Below are 23254 nucleotides of genomic sequence, written 5' to 3'. Positions count from 1 at the left end.
TTGACTGCGCGATTACTCGACGGCGGCGCGGGTCGCGGCGCGCATCTGCTCGATCTCGGAATAGACCGCGTCGACAAATGCCGGGTCGAGTTCCTCCTGCAGATAAGCCCGCATCGGCTCCTTGACGGCGGTGCGGAAGGTCTCGACTTCCTCGCCGGAAGGCGCATAGACCTCCATCCCCAGCTCACGCAGCTTGTCAACAGCGCTGACGCGGGCCTGGAAGTTCCGCTCGCCATACTCGGTGTTGGCCGCCATGCGGGCGCCCGTCACGACGATCTCGCGAAGATCGACGGGGAGGCTCTGGAAGAACGCCTCGTTCATCATGAGCGTGTTGAGGCCGAGCTGGTGGCTGTCCAACGTCATGTGCTTCTGGACCTGATAGAACGAGTAGTCGAGGGCAACGCCGGTCGGGTTCTCCTGACCATCCACCACGCCGGACTGCATGGCGCCATAGAGTTCCACCCACGGAACCGGGGTGGGCGAGCCGCCCATGGCCTCGACCATCTTCAGCGACATCGGGCTCGGCGGCACGCGCATGCGGATGCCTTCCATGTCGGCCGCGGTCTTGATCGGATGCACGTTGTTCGTGAAGTTGCGGAAGCCGTACGAGGCTGCCGCCAGCAGGCGCAGACCAGATTCTTCGGCCATCTTCTCGCGGACGTCCATGAAGAACGGCGTGTCCACGAACGCCATGCCTTCTTCATCGTTCGCGAACAGGTATGGCGTGGCGAGGATGAGCATGGGCTTGTAGAACGTGCTCATGGTCTGTTCGTCGCCGTGGGCCATCTGGATGGCGCCGCTCTTGGCCTGCTCCAGCGCGTCGGTCATGGAGCCGAGCTGTCCGGCCGGAGCGATCTCGACCGCGATCTTGCCGCCACTGGCACTTTCGACATAGGCCTCGAAGACCTGCCATCCCCTGTGCAGGGCGCTTTCCGTGGATTCGCCGTGACTGGCGCGGATCGTGTATTCCTGTGCCGAGGCGGATGCCGCCCCAAGCACCATCAATGCTCCGGCGAGCGCCAATCCTTTTCGAATAGACATGTGTCTCCTCCACTTGTTGAGAGATTGGATGGTGGGAATCGTGGGTCCGGGTTCGTCCCGGATAGTCCAGGGCTCAGAGAACGCCGTATTTGTCGTAGACGTCCTTCAGCAAGGCACCCTGAAGCAGTTCGTCCCTGGTGCGGTTCTCGCTCTCGACCTTGTCGAGGGCGATCTCGATCGCTTTCTCGGCGACGGCAGCAGGAATAGCGATCACGCCATCCACATCGCCGAAAATGAGATCCCCGGGAGCGACCGCCGCGCCGGCGCACCGCACGGGAACATCCATATTCATCATCTTGCCGCGGCCCTTGGAATCGAGCGGGCCGATCCCGCCGTGAAACACCGGGAACCCGGCAGCGCGGATGTGGCGGACATCGCGGACCAATCCATCGGTGACGCACCCCACCGCGCCGCGCATCCGCGATGCCGTGGTCAGAAGCTCGCCCCAGGGGGCGATCCGCGTGGTCGGGCCGTCGCATGCGAGAACAGCGACATCGCCCGGCTTCAGATCGTCGATGAGCGCGATCTCGATTTCATAGGGGTTTTCGTCGGGAGAGACGGAATAGGTCGGCATGTAGAGGCCGGTCCGCGCATGACCGAATAGGGTCAGGCCCTCATCCAGCGGGCGCACGAAGGGTGCCATCGCCTGGTTCCGATAGCCCAGACCGTCGAGGACATCCGACAGGACGGCCGTATAGAGTTGTGCCGCCAGCTTTTCGAAATCAAATAACGCGGGCATTTGATCCCTTCTGCAGGGGTGTTAAACGTTTAACTACGACGTTAGGGCAGTGCTTTTCAGGCGTCAACTGGAATATGAGAGTGCCATGGCGAAACAGGGTGAACCGACAAGCAGGCGTCCGACCATTCATGGCGTCGCCGCGCGCGCGGGGGTCTCCACGGCAACCGTCTCGAAGGTTGTCAACGGCAAGGAGACCGGCGTTTCCGCTGAGACCCGACGCAGGGTCGAGGCGGCAATTCGGGAGATGGGATACAGGCCCAACCGGATCGGGCGCAATCTGCGCACACAACGTCACGGCGCGGTCGGCCTGGCGATCGTAGACCCGTCTCCGCGTTTTCTGGCCGACCCGTTCACGACCAATCTGGTCGCCGGCCTCAGCAATCACCTGAGCAAGAACGATTTCGGCCTGCTGCTCTATGGCGTCCTGCCCGGGCGGCTGGCGGAATGTTCCCTGATCCGCATTTCCCAGGTCGATGCCATCTGCCTGAACCCCAGCGGCGATCGCGCGGAGCGCATCGAGTCCATGCGGCTTGTCGCCGGCCTGGGCCAACCTCTGGTGGTCTTCCAGGACCAGCCGGTGCCCGATCTGCCGGATGCCTGTTTCGTCCGCCAGGACGATCACGGCGGATCGGCGGCGATCGCGCGGGAACTCCTGCGCCGCAATCCGCGCCGTGCCGCCATGGTGATCACCGACATACAGTGGCCCGCGGTGGAGAATCGTGTCGCCGGGGTCTCGGAAGTCTTCGCCGACCACAATGTCACGTTGGATCTGATCCCATGCGACGAGACCAGCGCCGTTGCGATTACGGATGCCACCACCAGTTATCTCGACCGCAACGGGATACCCGACGTCATTGTCGGCCAGAACGACCAGATCGCCATCGCTGCCATCCAGGTTCTGCGCAGTCGTGGCCTGAGGGTGCCCGAGGATGTGGCGGTGTCCGGCTTCAATGCCTTCCCCTTTACCGGCCTGGCCGTGCCGCCGCTGACCACGGTCAAGTCGCGCGCCTACGACATCGGGGTTACCGCGGCCAGCGCCATCATCGAACGATTGGAGAGCGGCCGCTTCAGCGAGACCGATCATCTGTTGCCGCTCGAACTGGTACGCGGCCAGTCGATCTGAGCAGCCCGACGAAAGCCGGGCTTTCGGGAACAACCGGACCTGCCCGGCGCGCACGGCGCACCGACCGCAGATTATTGGTCGGGAGCGAAGGCTAGCCTCCGACGGAGACTTCGAGCTTTCCGACGCCGGCGATGCTGGCGACGATCTCGTCGCCGGGTATCACCGGGCCGACGCCTGCGGGCGTACCGGTCAGGATCAGGTCGCCCGGCCGCAGCCGAAAGCGGCGTGACAGGGTGGCGATGATCTCCGGCGTCTTCCAGATCATCTGTGCGAGGTCGCCGCTTTGCCGCTCCTCGCCGTTGACCGACAGCGAAATCGTGCCCCGGTCCGGATGGCCAATCCGGGAGGCCGGCGTCAGCGCGCCGCACGGCGCCGAGCCGTCGAACCCCTTGGCCACGTCCCAGGGGCGGCCGAGCGTCTTGGCCTCCGCCTGCAGGTCGCGCAATGTCATGTCTATGCCGACGCCGTAGCCGAACACGCAGTCAAGCGCGGCATCCGGAGAGATGTCCGCGCCGCCGCTGCCCAGGGCGACGACAAGCTCGACCTCGTGATGCACCGCGCCGGCATCGGCGGGATAGGGAAAGATGCCGCTGGTCACGACCGCGGTCGGCGGCTTTAGGAAGAAGAACGGCGGTTCCCGATCGGGATCGTGACCCATTTCGACGGCGTGGGCCGCATAATTGCGTCCGATGCAGAAGAGACGGGCCACGGGAAACCGTCCCGAACGTCCGTCGACCGGCAACGAGACGACAGGGGCGGGCTCTACGACGTATTCCGTGCTCATCTCATGCCCATTCGAGGTTTGGGGTGAGCCAGTGCATGTGCCGCACCAGTTTGCGGGCCGACCGCCCGACGCCGATTGATCCTATGCCGTTTCCCAGTGACGTTGTCACGGCCCGGGTCCGTCTTTTCGATCGTCTTCCGTCTTGACCGTCCCTACAGGCGGGCGAAAGGCGGGGTTGATCGACCGCCGGAGCGGACCTGAGGATTATCGTCCAGTGCCGCGGTGCTCGCCGGCAAAGCCCCTGGCGACGACCGCGATATCGCTGGCCGTCACCGTCAGCGCATAGCCCTGTTCGCTGCGCGACAGGGCCTCCTCGCCGCTGGCACAATAGATGCCGCAGGGCAGGTGGGCGGCGACACAGGCCGAGCGCACCGCGTCGATCGCCGTCTCCAGCGCCGCTTCGACACCGTCAAAGCCGCCCAGCGACAGGGCAAGGTCGCCGGTTCCGATGAAGACGAAATCGAGACCGGGCGTCGCCGCGATCTCCGCCGCGTTGGCAACGCCCTCGACGGTCTCGATCATGGCGCCGACGACGGTCGTTTCGTTGGCTATCCGATAGTAGTCGGCAAAGTCGTGCAGCATCGGACGCACCCCGCCGCCGGATCGTCGGCCGTGCGGGGGATAGCGCGCCGCCTTGACCAGCGCGGCCGCGTCCGCTGCGGTCTCGATCATCGGTGCCAGGACGCCGTCGGCGCCGGAATCGAGTGCGGTGCCGACGGTCTGGGCCAGCGCGTCACCCGTGCGTACCAGGACCGGACGGTCGCCGCGCACCACCCCCGTGGCCTGCTCGATCGAGGTGCGATCCCATAGCCCGTGCTGCGCATCGATGACCACGACATCGAGGCCGGTCGCCGCGGCGACCTCGACAAGCGCGGGCGAGCCAAGCGAGAACCACGCAAGCTTGATGGCCTCGCCGGCGCGCAAGCGCTCGCGCAATCCCGTTTGTGGGCCGTCTTTAGTCAACGCCGCCGCCGCTCCTCTGTATCGGTATCTCGTTCCACCGCGCCGTTCGCCGTGTCGCGGAAATAGCTTTTCTCGGCCTCGTGCATGAAGGCCGCCATCCTGTCGTGCGCTGCCAGCGAGTCCCGACGGACGAAGGCGTCCAGCAGCAGCGCCAGGCCGTCGATCACCACATTCTGGGTCTGGGGGTCCGCGAGCGTGCCACGGCGGACGACCTGGGCCTGATCGGCAAAACGCAGGATCGTGTCGGCAAGCCGGCGATTGCGCAGCGCGGCGATCCAGGTCTCGCGAAACAGGATATTGGCGAGGCCGAGCGCCTCGGCGTCGCCGGCCGCGGCGGCCAGGCGAGCGTCCGTCTCGGCGCGACGCAGGATCTCGAGGCCGGCGTCATCCAGGTCGCGCGCAGCGTTCGCCGCCGCCCGCGGCTCGATCAGCTTGCGCACCTCGAAGATGTCGACGATGTCGCTCTCGTCCAGCCTCGGCAAAGCGAAGCCGCGGGTGGTGCCGACCAGATGGCCCTCGATGATGAGCTGCAGCAGGGCTTCCCGGACCGGCATCCGTGAGACCCCCGCCGACCGGGCGATCTCGACATCGACAAGACGGTCCTCGGCGCTGATTTCGCCGCGCCGCAGCTTATTGCGCAAATCCTCGTAGATACGATGGCGCAGATTGCCGCTCGCGGGGCCGGTTTCGGGGCCGGCCGGGGTGCTGTCGGTCGCGCTGCTCATCGCAAGGATATCCGAGAATCAGTATTCACTTGTGTATGCATGTTTCATTCCCCATCCCTAGCCTCTTGCGCCTTGTTGGCTGGATTGTCAACGCGACAGGGCCGATTATGGGCGGTTTCAGGCGTATATACCGCAATCGCCGATCTAAAACTATATAGAAAAGCCTTGACAGTGCCGCTCCTGGCGACCAGTGTTCCGAAAAATCAGTATACTAATTTGGCGGTCTCGCTCGCGGATCAAGAGGAGGAGAGTATGACGAACCTGAACAGACGGACGGCCCTGCAGGTCCTGGGCGTCGGTGCCCTGGTCGCCGCAGGCGGCGTGCCCCTGGCGTATGGTACCGAGGCGCGCGACAGCGCCAGCATCGCCTGGCCGTCGGATGTGCCCTCCTGGGACCCCAATCAGCGCTTCGGGCCGGACGCCCAGCCGCTGTTCAAGATGGTCTTCGATCAGCCCGTCGGCCAGAATCCCGATCTCGATCTCGTCCCCGAACTGCTGGAAGAGTGGGAGCTGAGCGACGACGCGATGGAGCTGCGCTTCCGCGTGCGCGACGACGTCGTCTTCCATGACGGCACCAAGATGACGGCGGAAGACATCCGCTACACGTTCTTCGAACGCATCAAGGCCGGGCACCCCATCGATATCGCCAACACGTGGCGCCGGGTCGAGGATATCGAAGTCATATCGCCCACCGAAGGCGTCATGCGCTTTTCCTCGCCCATGCCGACGGCGCCGCAGTGGCTTGCCTTCCAGGGCGGGTTCGTGGTGCCCAAGCACTATCTCGAGAAGGTCGGCCTGGAAGGCTTTCGCGAGAAGCCCGTGGGCACGGGGCCCTACCGGCTCGTCGAATATCAGATGAACTCGCGGATGGTGTTCGAGCGCCACGAAGCCTACTGGCGCGGCCCGGCGCCGCTCAAGCGGATCACCGTCGATGTCATCAAGGAATCCTCCGCCCGCGTGGCCGCCATTCAGTCAGGCCAGACCGATCTGACCATCAACGTGCCGGTGCGCGAGGCCGAGCGCCTGGGCGAGAGCGGGAAGTTGATCGCGGAGCTCAATCCGATCACCCGCGTCATCCTTCTGCAGGTGCGCCACGATCTGGCCTTCGCCGACGAGAACGTCCGCCTCGCCGCGCATCACGCGATCGACAAGCAGGCGCTGTCCAAGGCCTTCTACGGCGGGGCCGCGGTGCCGCTTTCGGTAATGGCGCCGCCCGGTACGCCCGGCGAGGTCGCGGACTTCGAGATCCCCTACGATCCCGAGAAAGCCAAGGCGCTGCTCGCGGAGTCCGGGTTCTCGCCGGACAATCCCGTCAAGCTGACGCTGGCGGCCACGAACGGTCATTTTCCCAGCGACTTCGACATTGCGCGCGCCTTGTTGCAAATGTGGAAGAAGGTCGGTATCGAGGCCGAACTCGACGTCATCGAATACGCCAAGTATTTCGAGCTGAACCGCGGCGACAAGCTGCCGGAGGCGACGCTCTATTCGTGGGACAACGCCACCGGCGACCCGGAGATCTTCACCGGCTACATGCTCAATCCGGAGATGCCGTTCTCGTCGTGGAAGGGTGACGAGCCAGGCCCGCAGGTGCTGGAGCTGTTCAAGGAGCCGGACTATGAAAAGCGCGTAGCCGGCTATCGCGATCTCAACCGTCGCGCCAGTGAAATGGGGGCCGTGATGCCGCTTCTGCAAAGCGTTCAGACCCTGGTGCGAAAGCCGGATCTGACCTACGAGAAATTCGGTAACGGCTGGGTTCTCGGCCGCACGCTCGAATGGGACGCGGAGTGATCCGGACAGGTTCAATCGGTGGCGGGCGCATCGCGATGACGCCCGCCAATACCGGCCCGTTCGTCTCGCGGTGATCGTTGTCGGGACCTGACGTTCTGTCGGCAGCGGCCCGGCGGGGCCGGGACAGCCCGGATTGGCCGGGACAGCCGATCGCGTCCCCCGTTGCCCGGTGAGCGCGGCACGGGCCCCGGCTTTCCGCCGGTCCATCTGCACCGGTCGATGCCGCCGGTTGATGCCATTGTGGAGCGGCGATGTTCGCAACCATAGTCAAGCTTGTGCTGCGGCGGCTGTTGATCGCCGTCCCGACACTGGTTCTGGTGTCGCTGCTGCTGTTCGTCATCCTGCGGCTGCTGCCGGTGGATCCGGCCGTCATGTCGCTGCCGCCCAACGCCAGCGTGGCGGATGTCGAGGCGAAGCGGCTGGAGATGGGCCTGCACCTGCCGCTGATCCACCAATACGGCATCTGGCTCGGGCAGTTGCTGACCGGCGATTTCGGGACGTCGATCCATTTCCGCAAGGACGTGTGGGACCTGATCCTGGCGACGCTTCCCGCCACGATCGAGCTGGCGACGCTGGCGATGCTCATGGCGGCGGTCCTCGGCGTCGCCGGCGGTCTTCTGCTGTTCTACACCCGCGACACGCGCAAGGAAGCGGTGATCGATGTCGGATCGATCGCCCTGCTGTCGGTTCCGGATTTCCTTTGGGCGCTGTTCTTCATGCTGGTTTTCGGCGTGACGTTCGACCTGCTGCCGTTCATCGGCCGGCTGAGCGCCGATGTCGAACGGCCGATGGTCACCGGCTTTTTGCTGCTCGACACGCTGCTTGTGGGACGGATCGACGCCTTCATCGACGCCAGCCGTCACATGATACTGCCCGCCCTGGCCCTGGGGCTGTCGGCGGCGCCGCCGATCATGCGGATCCTGAGGTCGAGCCTGTTGGACGTTTATCAGGAGGACTATGTCCAGCAGGCGCGGCTGCGGGGCATTTCGGAGCGGCGCATCCTCGTGCGCCACGCGCTCAAGAACGCCTTCCTGCCGACCCTCAGTCTCATGGGCGTCCAGTTCGGGTTCCTGTTCGGCGGCACCCTGCTGGTCGAGGTGATCTATTCCTATCCCGGCATGGGCAACCTGATGATCGACGCGATCCGCAACGCCGATCTGCCGATCATCCAGATCGTCGGCCTGACCTATTGCGTCATGGTGCTGACGATCAGCGTCGCCGTCGACGCGCTCTACCTGATCCTCAATCCCAAACTCCGGTGAGGACCGTCATGACCGCCTTACCCCTATGGCTGCGCTCGGGGCGCGTTCAGATCGGGCTCGTTCTGCTCGCGGTGGTGACGTTCTGCGCGCTTTTCGCGCCGTTTCTGGCGCCCAACGACCCCAACGAGCAGAACCTGCTGGCGACGCTGCTGCCGCCGATGTGGATGACCGGCGCCGATCCGGCCTATCCGCTCGGCAGCGACAGCCTGGGCCGCTGCATCCTGTCGCGCCTGATCTACGGAGCGCGGGTGGCGCTGACCGTGGCGTTCTTCGCCTCCCTCGGCGCCATGATCCTCGGCGCCGTCCTGGCGCATGTGGCCGGCTATTTCGGCGGCTGGGTCGACTGGCTCATCGGTCGCGTCGTCGATATCTGGCTGTCGTTTCCGCCGGTGATCCTGTCGCTCATCCTCATGGTCGGACTGGGCACCGGTCTGCAGAACGTCATCCTGGCGATCATCCTCGTCGACTGGACGCGGTTCTGCCGGGTCCTGCGCAGCGACGTGATGGTGGTCGCGCGCCGCGACTATGTCGCCGCCGCGCGCCTGCTCGGCTTCTCGCACTGGCGCACGATCACCCGGGAGATCGCGCCGGCCACCTGGCCGCTGCTCATCACCCTGCTCAGCCTGGAAATGGGCGTTGCCGTGGTCGTCGAGGCGATCCTGTCCTTCGTCGGCATGAGCGTCGGCGCCGATACCCCCGCCTGGGGGCAGATGATCGCTGACGCCCGCCAGGACCTCTACCTGGCGCCATGGACCCTGATCGCGCCGATCCTGGCCGTGTTCGCCACCGTCTTCGCGTTCAATATTCTCGGCGACGGCCTGCGCAGGAGCCTCGACACACGCCTGACGCAAACGGAGCGCGCCTGACATGGCCCTATTGGAAGCGGACAGCCTGTCGGTCGGCCTGCACACCAAGGACGGCGTGCTGGACGCGATCACCGAACTCTCGTTCCGCCTGGAGCGTGGCAAGACGCTGGGGCTGGTCGGTGAATCGGGCGCCGGAAAGTCGATGATCGGGCGGACGATCGCGCAGCTCCTGCCCAATGGCTTCGCCGTGACCAAGGGAAGGCTGTCGTTCGACGGCGAGGACCTGGTGGCGATGCCGCCCGCCCGCCGACGGGCGCTGCTCGGCCGCGACATCGCCTTCATCCCGCAGGAGCCGTTGTCGGCGCTCAACCCCGTGCTGACCATCGGCCAGCAGATGCGCGAGCACCTGCATCATATCGGCGGTGAGGACGGCCGACGCTGGCGCGATCGGGCGATCGCGGCGCTCGATGACGTGCATCTTCCCGATCCGGCCGGGCTCCTGGCGAAGTACCCGCACCAGCTTTCCGGCGGCATGTGCCAGCGCGTCCTGATCGCGATGGCCTTCGCCAGCCGTCCCAAGCTGCTGATCGCGGACGAACCGACGACGGCACTGGACGTCACCATCCAGGCGCGGATCGTGGCGCTGATCGGCGAGATGCAGCGCCGCGACCAGAGCGCGGTCCTGTTCATCACCCACGACCTGCGGCTGGCGGCCGAGATCTGCGACGAGGTCATGGTGCTCTACGCCGGCCGCCAGGCCGAGCACGGACCGGCCGCCACGCTCTTCACCGAACCGGCGCATCCCTATACGCGCTGCCTGGAACTGGCGGTGCCGGACATCGATGGCCCGGCCCGGGGGCTCTATGTGTTGCCCGAGCGGATGCCCGGCCTGCGCGCGATCGCCGACCTGACCGGCTGCCGCTTCGCGGCGCGCTGCCCGCTGGCGGCGGATGACTGCCGGGCCAAGGAACCGGCCTTGTCCGAGGTTGCGCCCGGGCATCGTGCGGCGTGTTTCCGCGCCGGCGAGGTCTCCGCCATCCGGCCGCCGGAGGCCGACAGCGTGCCGCCGGCCGTCGGTGACGGCGTGCTGCAGGTCGCTGATATGCGCAAGGACTACGTGACCCGGCGGCGTCTGATCCGGGCCCCCATCGTGTTCCCGGCCGTCAAGGCGGCGAGCTTCGAGCTGCGTGACCGCGAGTTCGTCGGCATCGTCGGCGAGAGCGGCAGTGGCAAGTCGACGATCGCGCGCATGCTGGTCGGCCTCGAACAGCCGACGGCGGGGCGGATGTCGCTGCTCGGCCGCGAGGTCGCCGGAAACGGCCGCGACACGCGCGCCTTCCGCCAGTCACATATGCAGATCGTCTTTCAGGACCCGCAGTCGGCCCTGAACCCGCGCCGGCGGGTCGCCAGCATCATCACCCAGGCCCTGGAGGTGGCCGCCGAGCCGGTCAGCGCGGCCGAGCGGGCCGACATCGTCGCGCGGCTACTCGCCGAGATCGGGCTGGCGCCGGAAACGGCGTCGCGCTACCCCTCGCAACTGTCAGGCGGACAGAAGCAGCGGGTCAACATCGCGCGCGCCATCTGCGGCGTTCCGCGCATCTTGGTGGCCGACGAGATCGCCTCCGGTCTCGACGTCTCGGTGCAGGCCCAGCTCATCAAGCTGTTGCTGCGGCTGCGCGAGGAGCGTGGGTTTTCGATGCTGTTCATTTCGCACGACCTGGCCGTGGTGCGCCACCTGTGCGACCGTGTGCTGGTGATGTTCAAGGGCGAGATCGTCGAGAGCGGTCCGACCGACGACGTATTCCTGAACCCGCAGCACGACTATACCCGCACCTTGGTGGCCTCGGTGCCGCGCGGCGCGTCGGCCGAGACGCCGGCGCCCGAGCGTCAGAGTGCGGCTCAATGACGACGCTGGCGCCCGGGCGGGCTGTCGCCGGGCCGGCCGATTGCGACGGGGACGGACAATGCCGCAGCACGCCGAGCACTTGAACGGCCGCCGCTACTATGGTGGTCGCAATCTGGCCCGGGCGGTCTCGTTTGCGGACCTGCGCCAGATGGCGCAGCGGCGTCTGCCCCGGTTTGTGTTCGAATATCTCGAAGGCGGCGCCGAGCAGGAAGTCACGTTGCGCCGCAACCGCGCTGTCTTCGACGACATTCAGTTGATCCCGCGCACGCTGGTTCCCCTCGACCGTATCGACCTCTCCACGACGTTGCTCGGAAGCCCGGTGCCGTTGCCGGTCGCCGCCGCGCCGACCGGCTTCAACGGTCTACTCTGGCGTGACGGCGATCTTGCGCTGGCCAGGGCCTGCGCGCGGATGGGCGTTCCGTTCATCCAGAGCACGGTGTCGAACGCGCGCCTCGAGGACGTCGCCGGCGTCGCCGGCCTGCGGCACTGGCTCCAGCTCTATGTGTTCCGGTCGCAGGATTTCCTCGAGCGCCTTATCGCCCGCGCCGAGGCGGCGGGATGCGAAGCGCTGGTCCTCACCGTCGACAGCAACGTGTTCGGCAACCGGGAATGGGACAAGCGCAACTATCGCTCCGGCACCGATCCGACGCTCGCGAACAAGATCGAGGCGCTGCGCCACCCGCGCTGGCTCGCCAGCGTTCCGGCCAAGGGCGTGCCGAGCTTCGGCAATCTGCTGGAGTTCCTGCCGGAAGACCAGCGCAAGATGGTGCATGCGGCGAACTGGGCCCGCGAGGCGATGGACACCGGGCTCGACTGGGACAGGGTCGGCTGGCTGCGCAAGCGTTGGACCAGGCCCTTGTTGATCAAGGGATTGCTGTGCGTCGACGATGTCGCCATGGCGCACGCGCAGGGCGCCGACGGTGTCGTCCTCAGCAACCATGGCGGAAGGCAGCTCGACGGCGCGGTCTCGCCGATGTCCGTTCTGCCGGCGATCGCCGAGGCGTTCGCGGGGCGGCTGACGATCCTCGTCGACAGCGGGTTTCGACGGGGCACGGACGTGCTGAAGGCGCTCGCCCTGGGCGCCGACGGCGTTCTTCTCGGGCGGACGTTGCTGTACGGCCTGGCCGCGGGCGGCGAGGCCGGCGCGGGGCGGGCGTTCGACATCCTCTTCGAGGAGACGCGCCGGGCCGCGGCGCTGTCGGGCTGCCGGACACGCTCCGAGATCGTCGCCGACCGATTGGTTGTGCCGGCCAGGGTCGATCCCGCCTACTGAACCTCGTTGACGTAGCGGTGGCTCGTCGTGTCGGCGTGATGGATCGCGAAGATCGTCGGCGTGTTGGTCTGGTCGTAGGCCATCTCCTCGATGACGAGCACCGGCGCATTGGGCGGGAGCTCCAGCGCGCGGGCGATCGTCTCATCGGCCAGTTGCGCGCTGAGTTGCTCGCGCACCGCCGAAATCCGCACGCCGTAGGTCTCCGCGATATGGGCGTAGAGCAGGTTCGGCAGGTCCTCGGCCGGGCGCGATAGCCCGGGAAAGCGCGCCGCGTCCATGACGAAGCGGTCGTGCATCACCGGCTTGCCGTCGACGCAGCGCACCCGGTCGATCCGCAGGACGTTGTCGGCTTCGCCCAGATGCAGCGCCTCGGCCTCCGCGGGCGTGGGTGATCCCACCTGCACCGAAAGCGGACGGGACTCGGCGGTGGTGAGGGCGCCGTCGGCGCGGTGCAGCCTGAAGTACTTCAGCAAGAGCGCCAGGCTGTGCTGCGGCGTCCGGCCGGTGACGACCGTGCCGGTCTTGCGGCGACGGCTCAGCAGGCCGTCATTGGTGAGATCCAGGAGCGCCCGGCGTACCGTGCCGGTCGCCACGCCGAATTGCTCGCCGAGCGCGATTTCGCTCGGCAGCACCGTGCCGGCCGGCCAGCGGCCGGACAGAATGGCCTCGGTGATCTGCCGCTTGACGACCTCGTACAGCGGCATGCTGTGCGCCGCGGCGGGCGTGGGCCACGGCGCATCGCGACCCGTCGCGGGCTTGGCGTCGTCAGAGGCGGACATTTGGCTTGCATCCCTTATTTATATAAACTATATAGTAATACCACAAACAAAGCCAGCCGACATGCGTTTCGGGTGCACCTGAGATCCCACGTGTGTCAGGGGGCTCCGGCAGCAGGAGGAGAGACCCATTATGCCGATTCGACAGAGTGTATTCGCCTTCAGCGGCAGCGCCAGCCGGCCGTCCAAGACGCGCGCGCTGGTGGAGACCGTGGTCGAGCGCCTGGGTCGCCATGCCGACATCGACGCCTGCGTCGAGGATTGCGGCAGCTTCATGAGCGAGCCGTTGACCTACGACCGTGGCCGCCTCTGCGAAGCGGGACGAACGATCCTGGACGGGATCGAGCAGTCCGACCTGCTGGTCGTCGGCTCGCCGGTCTACAAGGGTTCCTATTCCGGCATCTTCAAGCACGTCTTCGATCTCGTCGATCCGATAAAGCTCCACAACAAGCCGGTGCTGATCTGCGCGACAGGTGGCGGCCATCGTCACGCCCTCGTCGTCGAGCACCAGCTTCGGCCGCTCTTTTCCTTCTTTTGCGCGCGCACCGCACCGGTTGCCATCTATGCTGGCGACAGCGATTTCCGCGACGGGTCGGTCTCGGCCCCCGATCTCAACGACCGGATCGACCAGGCGGTCGAGGATTTCGCCATGATGGCGCGCCAACCGGTCCTGCAGGTCGCCTGCTGAGCGGCACCCAGCCTCTCTTTCCATCCTGAATCCGCCGTAGCCGGTCCCGCCGGCCGGCCCGGCCTCTTGCGGCGCATCACTTTCGAAGACAGGAATTGTCATGAAACAGATCAAACTCGGACTGTCGGCCTGGCGCATGGGCTATCACATCGCCGCCTGGCGGCACCCCAGCGTACAACCCGACGGCTCCATGGATCTGAGCCATTTCAAGACGGTTGCGCAAGCCGCTGAGCGTTACCGCTTCGACCTCATCTTCATGCCGGACGAGCTGGCAATTCGCGGCGAGGACAATCCCGAGGGCGCGCGTAGCCGCGGCAGTCATGTCGCCGAGCTGGAGCCGATCACTCTCCTGTCGGCTCTCGCCGCGCTGACGCAGCATGTGGGCCTGGTGTCGACCGGGTCGACCACCTACGCCGAACCCTACAACATCGCCCGCCAGTTCCTGTCGCTCGATCATCTGAGCAACGGCCGCGCCGGCTGGAACGTCGTCACGTCGTGGGGAAAGGAAGACGCGCTGAACTTCGGCCATCTGGCCACGCCCGACTACAACTCGCGCTACGAGCGTGCGTCCGAGTTCGTCGACGTGGTGCGCGGCCTGTGGAACAGCTGGGACGCAGACGCGTTCCTGCGCGACAAGGACTCCGGCCTGTTCTTCGACCCTCAGAAAATGCACGTCCTCGATCACAAGGGCGACCATTTCAACGTTCGCGGCCCGCTGCACATGGCGCGCTCGCCGCAGGGCGAGCCGGTCATCTTCTTCGCCGGTGACTCGGAGGCCGGCCGCGATGTGGCGGCTAGGGCAGCGGACGTGGTCTTCACGGCCAAGCAGACCCTGGAGGACGCGCAGGCCTTCTATGCCTCCGTCAAGGGCCGCCTCGCCGCGAACGGCCGCACCGAGGACGAGCTGCTGATCATGCCCGGGCTGATGCCGATCGTCGGGCGCACGCGCGCGGAAGCCGAGGCCAAGTACGAGGCGCTGCAGAACCTCATTGATCCGCTGATCGGTCTGTCTTCGCTCTACGACCGGCTCGGCGATCTGTCCGGCTACGATCTCGATGGGCCGGTGCCCGAGCCGAAGGATCCGGCCTTCCGCAGCCGCGCCGAGGTGATCTACAAGCTGGCGCAGAAGGAAGGCTATACGATCCGCCAGCTCTACATGGCGCTGGCGTCCGGCCGGGGCCACCGCGTGGTGATCGGCACCGCCGAAGACGTCGCCGATGCCATGCAGGAATGGCAGGAAGGCCGCGCGGCCGACGGCTTTAACATCATTCCGACCCATCTGCCCGAGGCGCTCGACGATTTCGGCACCCTCGTCATTCCCGAGTTGCAGCGGCGCGGGCTTGTGCGAACAGAATATGCCGGCACCAGCCTGCGCGACAATCTCGGCCTGCCGAAACGGGGGCTGTAATGGCCTTGCCGGCGGTTGCCGTCAGCCGCCGGCGCTGACAGACGCGATAGTCGATGAGGCGCGGCCGGCCGAACGGCCGTCCTTGTCGACGACGCGGCTCGCCGGAGCGAGCGCGAAAAGGTGATCCCGGCCTATTACAGCCGCGGTCCCAACCGTGGCGGACTACCTCACGGGGCGCCCAACCATGGTCCGACGACGGCGGTTCTGTCCCCGCCGCGCGCCGATTGTCCGCCTACTCCCCTATTCCCTGACATGCCGGTCGTTGAGAAAAACCGTCGAAACGGCGGCAACCGTCACGACGGCCATTCGGGGGCATAACGCTTCAGTGTCTCGTAGAACCGATCGGCCGCCTCGCTCCAGGGCCAGGGATTGCCGAAATCCGGCAGCGGCTCGGGCAGGGATATCCATGGCCGCGGTTCGGGCGCCAGGAAGTCACGTTTCTGAGCGGCGAGCGCGCGGGCATCGATTTGATTGACGGCGGCGGCGATGGCCACCGGCGGAGGCCAGTCGAGGCCGAAGCGGGCGTGTATCGCGGCGGCGGCGCGTAGTCGCAACTGACGGATAGCGGCCAGCGCCATCGGCGCGAGCACGGTCATCGCATTCAGTTTTGGGCCCTGGTCGTCGCCGAGATAGGCTTCGTGTCCGTCGTTCAGGAGACCGTAGGCGCGCAGTTCGAGCGGCAGCGCCTCGGCGACGAACACCGAATGCTGGGCGACGGAGATCACGATATTCGGCGTGGCGCCGGCGAAGCGGGGAATTTTGGCTAGGTGTTCGGCCAGATCCGCGGGATGAACCTGCTCGGGGGTCGGCTCGAGCAGGTCGAAGGCGCAGCCGCGTGCCGTCTGCACCCACGTGTAGGGATGATTCATCATACTCGACTGGCCTCCGCCTCCAGCCTTGATAGCCACGCGGCGAATGCCGCCTGCAAGTCGCAAATTGGCCTTCTGGCCTTGTTCCGGTGATCGGTGAGGCTGCGACACCACAGCGGTCTGCTGCGCCACACACGGATCCGGCTGCCCGTGGCACAACGTCGGGTAGCCATCCGATTCCGCATCCTGCGTCGGGCTTGGATAACGAGCCGTAAATTTGGAATGCGGTGCAGCAAACGAATTCCATGCTTGTGGAAAACCGGGCACTCCGTGGTCTTAGGCGGGCTCAACCGAAACCGGACTCCTGCTCGGCGTTGGCGCCGGCGGCCAGTTCGACGATCTCGTTGGTGATTTCTTCCTGGCGCAAGCGGCGGTAGACGGCGGTCAGCTCGTCCAGCTTCTCGCCGACGTTGTCGCGGGCGGCAATCATGGCATGCATCCGCGCGTCGTTCTCGGCCGCGAACGACACCATGACCGCCTCGCAGAGTTCGGCGAACATGTACTCCTCGGCCAGCTGGGCGAGGAGCGACCTGGGATCCTGCGTGATCAGTGGCGGGACCAGCCGACCCGAGACCGGAAAACGGGTGAAATCGAGCGGGACCAGAGCCCGGTCCACGATCTCGACCGGTCCACCCGACGCCGGGGCGGCGTGAACGATGGCGACTTGGGTCGCTCCCGCCGACAGCCTTTCATAGACGGCGTCGGCCAATCGGTTGGCGAGCGATGGAACTTCTTCAGCGTGGGCCGCCATGGCTGCCGACCAGTCGACCGACAGGCCACGTTCCTGGGCAACCATGAGCCCGCGATCGCCGGCCAGGAGCAGGTCGGTCGGGGCGCCGTCCGCGGCCTGTATGTGGCGCTCGACCGTGCCAAGCACCCGCTCGTTGAAGGTCCCGGCAAAGCCCTGCTCGGAGCAGAGGGCGATCACGATGTGGTGCTCGGTACCGTGTCGGGGATTGGCCGGAGCCTCTGAAGCCGGCAGCAGCGCGAGCGCTTCGCCGATCGCGTTGCCGACCGTATCGGCATAGGCGCGAATGCCGGCGAGCCGGCTTTTGGCTTCGCGCGCCCGCGAGGCGGCGATGCCGCGCATGGCCGTGACGACGGCCTCAAGCTGGTGGACGCTGCCGATGCGTTGTTCGACGTCGCTCAGCCGTTCGGTCATGGCGCTGCCGTCGAGACTTGCGATGCGGCAGTCACCTCAGCGACCAGGGACTGGACCGCGGCGACAAGACCCTCGCGTGCGGAGGCCTCCAGCGTGCCCGTTTTCGTCACGGAATTCACGGCTTGCGCTGCGCTGGCGTCGAGGTGGCGGGCGAGCCGCGCCCGAACTTCGTTCATCGCGTCAATCGGGCAGGTATCGAAGATCCCGTCGGCCAGCGCCGCAAGCAAGGCCACCTGGTCGGGCAGGCGCAGGGGCGAGAAGCGCGGCTGGGTGAGCAGGGCGCGGATGCGCTCGCCGCGGGCGATCTGCGCCTTGACGCGGGTGTCGGATATGCCGCCGAAACGGGTGAACATCTCCAGTTCGAGAAACTGCGCGTAGTCGAGGCGCACGCGCCCCGAGACGTCGCGCAGGGCGGGCTTCTGCGCCTTCCCGCCAACCCGGCTGACGCTCAGGCCGACATCGACCGCGGGCCGCTGGTTGGCCGCGAACAGGCGGGAATCGAGGACGATCTGGCCGTCCGTGATCGAAATCAGGTTCGTCGGGATATAGGCCGACAGGTTGCCGGCATCGGTCTCCGCGATCGGCAACGCCGTCAGCGATCCGCCGCCGAGAGCTTCGGACAGCTTCGCCGACCGCTCCAGCATGCGCGCGTGCACGTAGAAAACGTCGCCGGGGTAAGCCTCCCGGCCTGGAGGCTCGCGGGTCAGCAGCGCCAGTTCGCGGTGCGTCGCGGCATGCTTGGTCAGGTCGTCGATGACGATCAGCACGTCGCCGCCGCGATCTCGGAAATACTCCGCGATCGTGAAGCCGGCGAAGGGCGCGATCCATTGCAGGCCCGGGGCGACCGCGGCGGGCGCCGTGACGAAGACGCAGCGCTCGGGCGCGCCGTGTGCGCGGACGGCCTCGATCACCCGCTCGATCGCCGAGGCCCGTTGCCCGATGGCGACGTAGACGCAGACGATATCGGAGTCCCGCTGGTTGATGATCGCGTCGACGGCCAGCGACGTCTTGCCCGTCGCGCGGTCGCCGATGATCAGCTCGCGTTGGCCCCGCCCGAGGGCGAAAAGCGCGTCGACGGCGAGGATTCCGGTCTCGACCGGTTCGGATACGAGATCGCGCTCGATGATGGCCGGCGCGGGCCGCTCGATCGGGTGGCGCTCTTCGGCCGCGACCGGCTCGTCGCGATCGAGCGGCCGGCCGAGAGGGTCGACGACGCGGCCCAACAGGCCCGGGCCGACCGGAACGCGCACGACTTCGCCCGTGCCCGTGACCCGGCTGCCGGCCTCGATCTGCGTCACGTCGTCGAGAACGACGACGCCGATCAGGTCGGCATCCAGCGTCATGGCAAAACCGTAGCGATCCCCCTCGAACCGCAGCAACTCGTCCAGCCGGGCGTCGGGCAGGCCGGAGACGAAGGCGATGCCGTCGCCCACCCGCTCGACTCGCCCGATGGTTTCCGCCTGGGGCCCCAGCCGCGCGCTCGCGACGGCCTCGCGGCTCCGCTTGAGCCACAGCTTGTCGAGACCTTCAGACGTGCTTTTCGTCATGGTGGTTCAGATCGGCTTGGAGACGGTCGAGGTCCGCGCGGAAACTGTTGCGAACCTCGGCGTGCGGTCCATGCAGCTCCAGTCCGGCAATCAGCTTCGGATCGACGGACACCTCGATCTCGACTTCTCGGGCGAGGGCCTTTGCCAGCGCCTTGCGGCAGTCCGACTGTTCCTGGTCCGTCATCGATCGCGCCGCGGCGATCCGCAACGGCGTCCCGTCGGCGCCGAGATCGGCGCGGATGTCATCCGGCAGAGCGGCGACGCCGTCCGCCAGGCCATCGACGAAGCCGCCGACGCGCGCCTGGTCGGGAAGGCGGTCGAGCAGCCTGGCGGCGATGTCGACGGCCAGGTTGCCGGCTTTCTCGGCGACCTCGTGCTGGCCAGCGGCGCGCGCCCGGGCAATGTCCTTTTCGGCTTCCGAGCGGATCTTGTCGGCCTCCTCGCGCGCCGTCGCGATCACAGCCGCCTTCCGCTCCTCGGCTTCCTCGTCCGCTTCCTTCAGCGCGTCGCCGCGGCTTGCGGCGAGCCTCGCCGTTTCGGCCTGGGCCTTGGCCTTTTCATCTTCCGCGGCCGCCTTCGCGGCCTCGGCCTGATCAACGATCCGCTCCGCGGCGGCCTGGCGCCGGGCAAGGATGTCGGCGACAGGCCGGAACAGGAACCGGCTCAACAACCAGACGAGGACCAGCGCGTTGATCGCCTGGAGCCCGAGTGTCCACCAGTCGATCCGCATGTACCGACCGCCGCTACTGGACGAACGGATTGGCGAACAGCACGAGCAAGGCGATGACAAGGCAGTAGATCGCCATCGTCTCGATCATCGCGAGGCCGACGAACAGGGTTCGCGAAAGCGTTCCGGCGGCCTCGGGCTGGCGGGCGATCGCGTCCATCGCCGCGGCCACCGCGCGCCCTTCCGCCAGGGCCGGCCCGATCGCACCGAACGACACGGCGATCGCGGCCGCGAGGATGCTGACAATCTCGATCCAGTTCATGATTTGCCTCGTGGTTGGTCGTCGCCTTTGGATCGGTCGGACTGCGTCTCGCTCACGGCCGCGCCGATGAAAACCGTCGCCAGGACCGCGAAAATATAGGCTTGCACGGTGCCGGTCAGCAGATCGAGCGCCATGAGCGGAATGGGCACGAGCAGGCCGGCGAGCGACAGGATGATCCCGATGATGAATACGCCGCTCATGATGTTTCCGAACAGACGCACGATGAGCGAGAAGGTCCGGGTGAACTGCTCGACAACGTTGAGCGGGATCATCACCCATGTCGGTTCGGCGAACGTCTTGAAATAGCCGGCGGGACCGCGCGTGCGGACGCCGAAATAGACGGTCGCGCCCAGCACGACCAAGGCGAGGGCCGCGTCCGTCTCCAGACGTGCCGTCGGCGGTTCCACGCCCGGCACCAGTGAGGACCAGTTGGCGATGAGCACGTAAATGAAGATGGTGCCGATGAGTGGGCGATAGGGTGCGGGATCGACCTGCATCGTGTCGCGGATCTGGCCGTTTACCGCGTCGACGAGAAGTTCCAGCGCCGCCTGGGTCTTGGAGGGGCGAAGCGACAGGCGGCGTGTGGCGATGAGCGACAAGACGACCAGCAGCGCCATGATCGCCCAGGTCACGAGCACCGGTTCGGTGATCGGCATTGGGCCGATGTGGAAAACCGGTTCGAGGACGAAGGGAGATGCGTTCATCCGACAGGTCCCAGGCGCCTAATGACGACCTGACGGGCGACGAGCAGCCCCAGTGCGCCGGCCAGCAGCGGCAGCGCTCCGAACCGCGACAGGAAGATGAAGACCGCTGCCAGCAGGCCAAACCGGCCGAACTGGATGGCGAGCGCCATGACCATGGATCCGGATCGCGCGAATATCTGAGTGTTCCACCACAGCGAGCCGAAGTGCACGGCGCCGACGACGAGACCGACGAGCAGCCCAAGGCCGAGCTGGGAGATCAGGGAAACGGTCGATGCGCTCATTGCCTGTGCATCCATCTCCAGGCGGACCAGAAGCCGAAAGCCGCGCCCAGCATGAGCAGGGGCGCGGAGAAGAACACGCCGGTCTCGAACACCCGGTCAAGCCATCGCCCGGCGAAGAGGCCGACGAGCGTGGGAACGACGATCGTCCAGCCGAGGATACCGATCTGTCCGAACCGCATTCCGAGCGACGGTTCGGGAGTCTCGCGGCCCTCTTCCGTGCGCGCGGCCGCCCGCCTGGCGGCGTCCGCCAGCTTCCCGGATCCATTCGGGTGCTTGGCCGCGCTCACGGCGTTCCTTTCCCCCGGTCCGGCGACATCCGGTCGGGCTGTGGCCAGTCCTGCTGTCGCTCCGGTTGAAGATACCGCATGAGCTGGCGTACGGCACGGGCGTGGAGACGCGTCTGTTCGACGCGCGCGCGGCGGTCGGCGTCGGACTCCTCCGCGCGCCGGGCGCGGACCATTGCCGCCAGCTTGCCGAGGTCTTCGCCAAGGACGCCCTGCCGGCAGGCAATCGCCACGTTCTGGCCGTCGCTGACCGACAGGACGCCGCCGCGGACCGCGCAGTAATGCTCGGCATCGTCGGCCGTGCGCCAGCGCACGACCGAGGCCGGCAGTACCGTCAGCATGTCGGTATGGTTGGGGAGTATCCCGAAACCGCCGCTCAGATCCTCGGCGCGCACGGACCGGATGTCGCCGTTGTCGACGAGCACGGCGGCCGGCGTGGTGATGACGAGATGCAGCGCCGCGCTCACGTCCCCGCTCCCCCGGTTCCGGTTCGCGCCGGCTCGGCCGCGGCCCTGGCCGCCTTCTCCTTCTCGCGGCCCTCCTCGAGCGTGCCGATCATGTAGAACGAGCTTTCCTGCCAGTCGTCGCACTCGCCCGCCAGGATCGCCTTGCACCCGGCGATCGTGTCGGCGACGTTGACCGACCGGCCCGGAACGCCGGTGAAGGCTTCCGTGACACCGAAGGGCTGGGTGAAGAAGCGCTGAAGCCGCCGCGCGCGTTCGGCGATGCGGCGGTCCTCGGCGCCCAGTTCCTCCATGCCGAGCAGCGAGATCACGTCCTGTAGCTCGCGGTAGTGCTCGAGCGTCTGGCGCACCTGGACGGCGACGTTCGCATGCTCGTCGCCGACGACGAGCGGATCGAGCAGGATCGAGGACGAGCCGATCGGGTCGATGGCCGGGTACATGCCCTCGGCCGCCATGGCCCGTGACAGCACGACCATGCTGTCGACGTGGGCTGCGATCGTCGTCACCGCGGGATCGGTGAAGTCGTCGGCGGGCACGTAGACCGCCTCGATGGCGGTGACGGACGAACCGCCGACCGAGGCGATGCGCTCCTGCAGCGCGCCGACCTCGCTGGCCAGCGTCGGCTGGTATCCGACCCGCGAGGGAAGGCGTCCGAGCAGCCCGGAAATTTCCGCGCCGGCCTGAACGAAACGGAAAATGTTGTCCATCAGCAACAGCACGTTGCGATGGCCTTCGTCGCGGAAATACTCGGCGATCGTCAGGGCCGACAGCGGCACCCGCCACCGCGCGCCGGGCGGCTCGTTCATCTGGCCGTAGACGAGAACAGTCCGGTCGAGCACGCCCGACTCGCGCATATCCAACAGCATCTCGTGGCCTTCGCGCGAGCGTTCGCCGACGCCGGCGAAGACGGATATCCCCTGGTAGCCGGAGACCATGGCGTGGATCAGCTCCATCACGAGCACCGTCTTGCCGACGCCCGCGCCGCCGAACATGGCGGCCTTGCCGCCCTGCGCGATCGGTGCGAGCAGGTCGATCACCTTGATGCCGGTGGCGAACAGGTCGGTCGCTCCGGTCTGCCGGGCGAGCGGTGGCGGGCGGCGATGGATCGGGCGTTTCGGCACGTCATCGGGCAGCGGCGCCCCGCTGTCGCCGATGCGGCCGGTGACATCGAGCAGGCGTCCGAGAACGGCATCCCCGACCGGCATCTCCAGCGGACCGCCGGAGAGACGAACCCGGGCGCCGCGCTTGAGCCCGGCGGTTGCCTGCAATGCGACGGCGCGCACGACGTGCCTATCGCGATGGGCCTGTACTTCGACGATGATCGGTTCCGCTTCCGGCGCCTCTATGACGAGGGCATGGTCGATCGGCGGGAGTGGTGGCGCGGCGAAGGATACATCGACGACAGCGCCGCGAACCGCAACCACGCGCCCCGAGACCTGTTCCTCACTTCCCATCGAAGTGCCGCTCTTTGCCAGTCGGTTGGCATTCGGACGGTATCACACGGACCGCCATCCGGCGACATGGTGCCGAGCCGCGCGAAGCAGGTCAAATCGTTGTTACCGGCTCGACGGTCAGGGGGCGAAATGCGCAGATCCCGGAAGCCCGCCGCCGGGATCGGTCACGGTCCGCCGGGACCACGCCGACGCCGATAAAAGTACGGCGTTGCCTCCGC

Annotated in this window: 24 protein-coding genes; 8 read left to right on the top strand and 16 right to left on the bottom strand. The window is 66.8% G+C overall.

Annotated features, from left to right (window positions below):
* Positions 1-12 precede the first annotated feature (12 nt).
* Together ACSF9G_RS22035 and ACSF9G_RS22030 are read right to left on the bottom strand one after the other, a co-directional pair.
* Entirely contained in the window at positions 13-1041 is a 1029-nt protein-coding gene (locus ACSF9G_RS22035) for a TRAP transporter substrate-binding protein (protein ID WP_436644304.1), read from the bottom strand.
* Positions 1042-1114: 73 nt separating this feature from the next.
* A complete protein-coding gene (locus tag ACSF9G_RS22030) occupies positions 1115-1780 on the bottom strand; it encodes an RraA family protein (protein ID WP_436644303.1) in 666 nt (221 codons plus the stop codon).
* Between the two features lie 85 nt (positions 1781-1865).
* Between ACSF9G_RS22030 and ACSF9G_RS22025 the strand changes: the two genes are divergently transcribed.
* A complete protein-coding gene (locus ACSF9G_RS22025; RefSeq protein WP_436644302.1) occupies positions 1866-2903 on the top strand; it encodes a LacI family DNA-binding transcriptional regulator in 1038 nt (345 codons plus the stop codon).
* 91 nt (positions 2904-2994) lie between these two features.
* On the opposite strand, the gene ACSF9G_RS22020 is transcribed toward ACSF9G_RS22025, so the two are convergent.
* The 3 genes from ACSF9G_RS22020 to ACSF9G_RS22010 form a co-directional block, all read right to left on the bottom strand.
* Positions 2995-3687 carry a fumarylacetoacetate hydrolase family protein gene (locus tag ACSF9G_RS22020; protein WP_436644301.1) on the bottom strand — a complete coding sequence of 231 codons (693 nt, stop codon included), beginning with the start codon at positions 3685-3687 and terminating at the stop codon, positions 2995-2997.
* A gap of 204 nt (positions 3688-3891) precedes the next feature.
* Positions 3892-4650 carry an HpcH/HpaI aldolase family protein gene (locus tag ACSF9G_RS22015; RefSeq protein ID WP_436644300.1) on the bottom strand — a complete coding sequence of 253 codons (759 nt, stop codon included), beginning with the start codon at positions 4648-4650 and terminating at the stop codon, positions 3892-3894.
* Positions 4647-5375 carry a GntR family transcriptional regulator gene (locus ACSF9G_RS22010; RefSeq protein ID WP_436644299.1) on the bottom strand — a complete coding sequence of 243 codons (729 nt, stop codon included), beginning with the start codon at positions 5373-5375 and terminating at the stop codon, positions 4647-4649. The genes ACSF9G_RS22015 and ACSF9G_RS22010 overlap by 4 nt, the downstream gene beginning before the upstream one ends.
* Positions 5376-5627: 252 nt before the next feature.
* Between ACSF9G_RS22010 and ACSF9G_RS22005 the strand changes: the two genes are divergently transcribed.
* From ACSF9G_RS22005 to ACSF9G_RS21985, 5 genes are all read left to right on the top strand, one after another.
* Complete coding sequence (locus ACSF9G_RS22005; RefSeq protein WP_436644298.1) at positions 5628-7163, top strand: ABC transporter substrate-binding protein; 1536 nt, start codon at positions 5628-5630, stop codon at positions 7161-7163.
* A 251-nt stretch (positions 7164-7414) separates the two neighbouring features.
* Positions 7415-8425, top strand: coding sequence for an ABC transporter permease (locus ACSF9G_RS22000; protein ID WP_436644297.1), 1011 nt, complete (start codon positions 7415-7417; stop codon positions 8423-8425).
* An 8-nt stretch (positions 8426-8433) separates the two neighbouring features.
* Positions 8434-9291 (top strand): ABC transporter permease, encoded by an 858-nt coding sequence (locus ACSF9G_RS21995; protein WP_436644296.1) that lies wholly within the window; start codon positions 8434-8436, stop codon positions 9289-9291.
* 1 nt (position 9292) lies between these two features.
* A complete protein-coding gene (locus ACSF9G_RS21990) occupies positions 9293-11137 on the top strand; it encodes an ABC transporter ATP-binding protein (RefSeq protein ID WP_436644295.1) in 1845 nt (614 codons plus the stop codon).
* Positions 11138-11195: 58 nt separating this feature from the next.
* Positions 11196-12410 (top strand): alpha-hydroxy acid oxidase, encoded by a 1215-nt coding sequence (locus ACSF9G_RS21985; protein WP_436644294.1) that lies wholly within the window; start codon positions 11196-11198, stop codon positions 12408-12410.
* On the opposite strand, the gene ACSF9G_RS21980 is transcribed toward ACSF9G_RS21985, so the two are convergent.
* Positions 12404-13189, bottom strand: a complete 786-nt coding sequence (locus ACSF9G_RS21980; protein ID WP_436644293.1) for a GntR family transcriptional regulator — start codon at positions 13187-13189, stop codon at positions 12404-12406. The genes ACSF9G_RS21985 and ACSF9G_RS21980 overlap by 7 nt on opposite strands.
* A gap of 130 nt (positions 13190-13319) precedes the next feature.
* On the opposite strand from ACSF9G_RS21980, the gene ACSF9G_RS21975 reads away from it, so the two are divergent.
* Positions 13320-13874: an NAD(P)H-dependent oxidoreductase gene (locus ACSF9G_RS21975; RefSeq protein ID WP_436644292.1), complete on the top strand. Its 555-nt coding sequence runs from the start codon at positions 13320-13322 to the stop codon at positions 13872-13874.
* 100 nt (positions 13875-13974) lie between these two features.
* The gene (locus tag ACSF9G_RS21970; RefSeq protein ID WP_436644291.1) at positions 13975-15282 is read left to right on the top strand and encodes an LLM class flavin-dependent oxidoreductase; all 1308 of its coding nucleotides are present in this window, start codon (positions 13975-13977) and stop codon (positions 15280-15282) included.
* A 293-nt stretch (positions 15283-15575) separates the two neighbouring features.
* On the opposite strand, the gene ACSF9G_RS21965 is transcribed toward ACSF9G_RS21970, so the two are convergent.
* From ACSF9G_RS21965 to atpD, 10 genes are all read right to left on the bottom strand, one after another.
* Positions 15576-16283, bottom strand: coding sequence for a hypothetical protein (locus ACSF9G_RS21965; RefSeq protein WP_436644290.1), 708 nt, complete (start codon positions 16281-16283; stop codon positions 15576-15578).
* Between the two features lie 154 nt (positions 16284-16437).
* Positions 16438-17313, bottom strand: a complete 876-nt coding sequence (locus ACSF9G_RS21960; RefSeq protein ID WP_436644289.1) for a F0F1 ATP synthase subunit gamma — start codon at positions 17311-17313, stop codon at positions 16438-16440.
* Positions 17310-18860, bottom strand: a complete 1551-nt coding sequence (locus ACSF9G_RS21955; RefSeq protein WP_436644288.1) for a F0F1 ATP synthase subunit alpha — start codon at positions 18858-18860, stop codon at positions 17310-17312. The genes ACSF9G_RS21960 and ACSF9G_RS21955 overlap by 4 nt, the downstream gene beginning before the upstream one ends.
* Complete coding sequence (locus ACSF9G_RS21950; protein WP_436644287.1) at positions 18841-19590, bottom strand: F0F1 ATP synthase subunit delta; 750 nt, start codon at positions 19588-19590, stop codon at positions 18841-18843. The genes ACSF9G_RS21955 and ACSF9G_RS21950 overlap by 20 nt, the downstream gene beginning before the upstream one ends.
* A gap of 13 nt (positions 19591-19603) precedes the next feature.
* Positions 19604-19849 carry a F0F1 ATP synthase subunit C gene (locus tag ACSF9G_RS21945; RefSeq protein ID WP_261617297.1) on the bottom strand — a complete coding sequence of 82 codons (246 nt, stop codon included), beginning with the start codon at positions 19847-19849 and terminating at the stop codon, positions 19604-19606.
* Positions 19846-20553: a F0F1 ATP synthase subunit A gene (locus tag ACSF9G_RS21940; protein ID WP_436644286.1), complete on the bottom strand. Its 708-nt coding sequence runs from the start codon at positions 20551-20553 to the stop codon at positions 19846-19848. Before ACSF9G_RS21940 ends, ACSF9G_RS21945 begins: the two co-directional genes overlap by 4 nt.
* The gene (locus tag ACSF9G_RS21935) at positions 20550-20834 is read right to left on the bottom strand and encodes an ATP synthase subunit I (RefSeq protein ID WP_436644285.1); all 285 of its coding nucleotides are present in this window, start codon (positions 20832-20834) and stop codon (positions 20550-20552) included. The genes ACSF9G_RS21940 and ACSF9G_RS21935 overlap by 4 nt, the downstream gene beginning before the upstream one ends.
* Positions 20831-21121: an AtpZ/AtpI family protein gene (locus tag ACSF9G_RS21930; protein ID WP_436644284.1), complete on the bottom strand. Its 291-nt coding sequence runs from the start codon at positions 21119-21121 to the stop codon at positions 20831-20833. The genes ACSF9G_RS21935 and ACSF9G_RS21930 overlap by 4 nt, the downstream gene beginning before the upstream one ends.
* Complete coding sequence (locus ACSF9G_RS21925) at positions 21118-21585, bottom strand: F0F1 ATP synthase subunit epsilon (RefSeq protein ID WP_436644283.1); 468 nt, start codon at positions 21583-21585, stop codon at positions 21118-21120. Before ACSF9G_RS21925 ends, ACSF9G_RS21930 begins: the two co-directional genes overlap by 4 nt.
* Positions 21582-23036 carry a F0F1 ATP synthase subunit beta gene (atpD, locus tag ACSF9G_RS21920; protein ID WP_436644282.1) on the bottom strand — a complete coding sequence of 485 codons (1455 nt, stop codon included), beginning with the start codon at positions 23034-23036 and terminating at the stop codon, positions 21582-21584. The genes ACSF9G_RS21925 and atpD overlap by 4 nt, the downstream gene beginning before the upstream one ends.
* Between the last annotated feature and the right edge of the window lie 218 nt (positions 23037-23254).

Source organism: Microbaculum mangrovi (assembly GCF_051390635.1).
Taxonomy (GTDB): Bacteria; Pseudomonadota; Alphaproteobacteria; order Rhizobiales; family Tepidamorphaceae; genus Microbaculum.
Note: the sequence above shows the minus strand (reverse complement) of the source record. Positions and strands in the feature narration are given on the sequence as shown.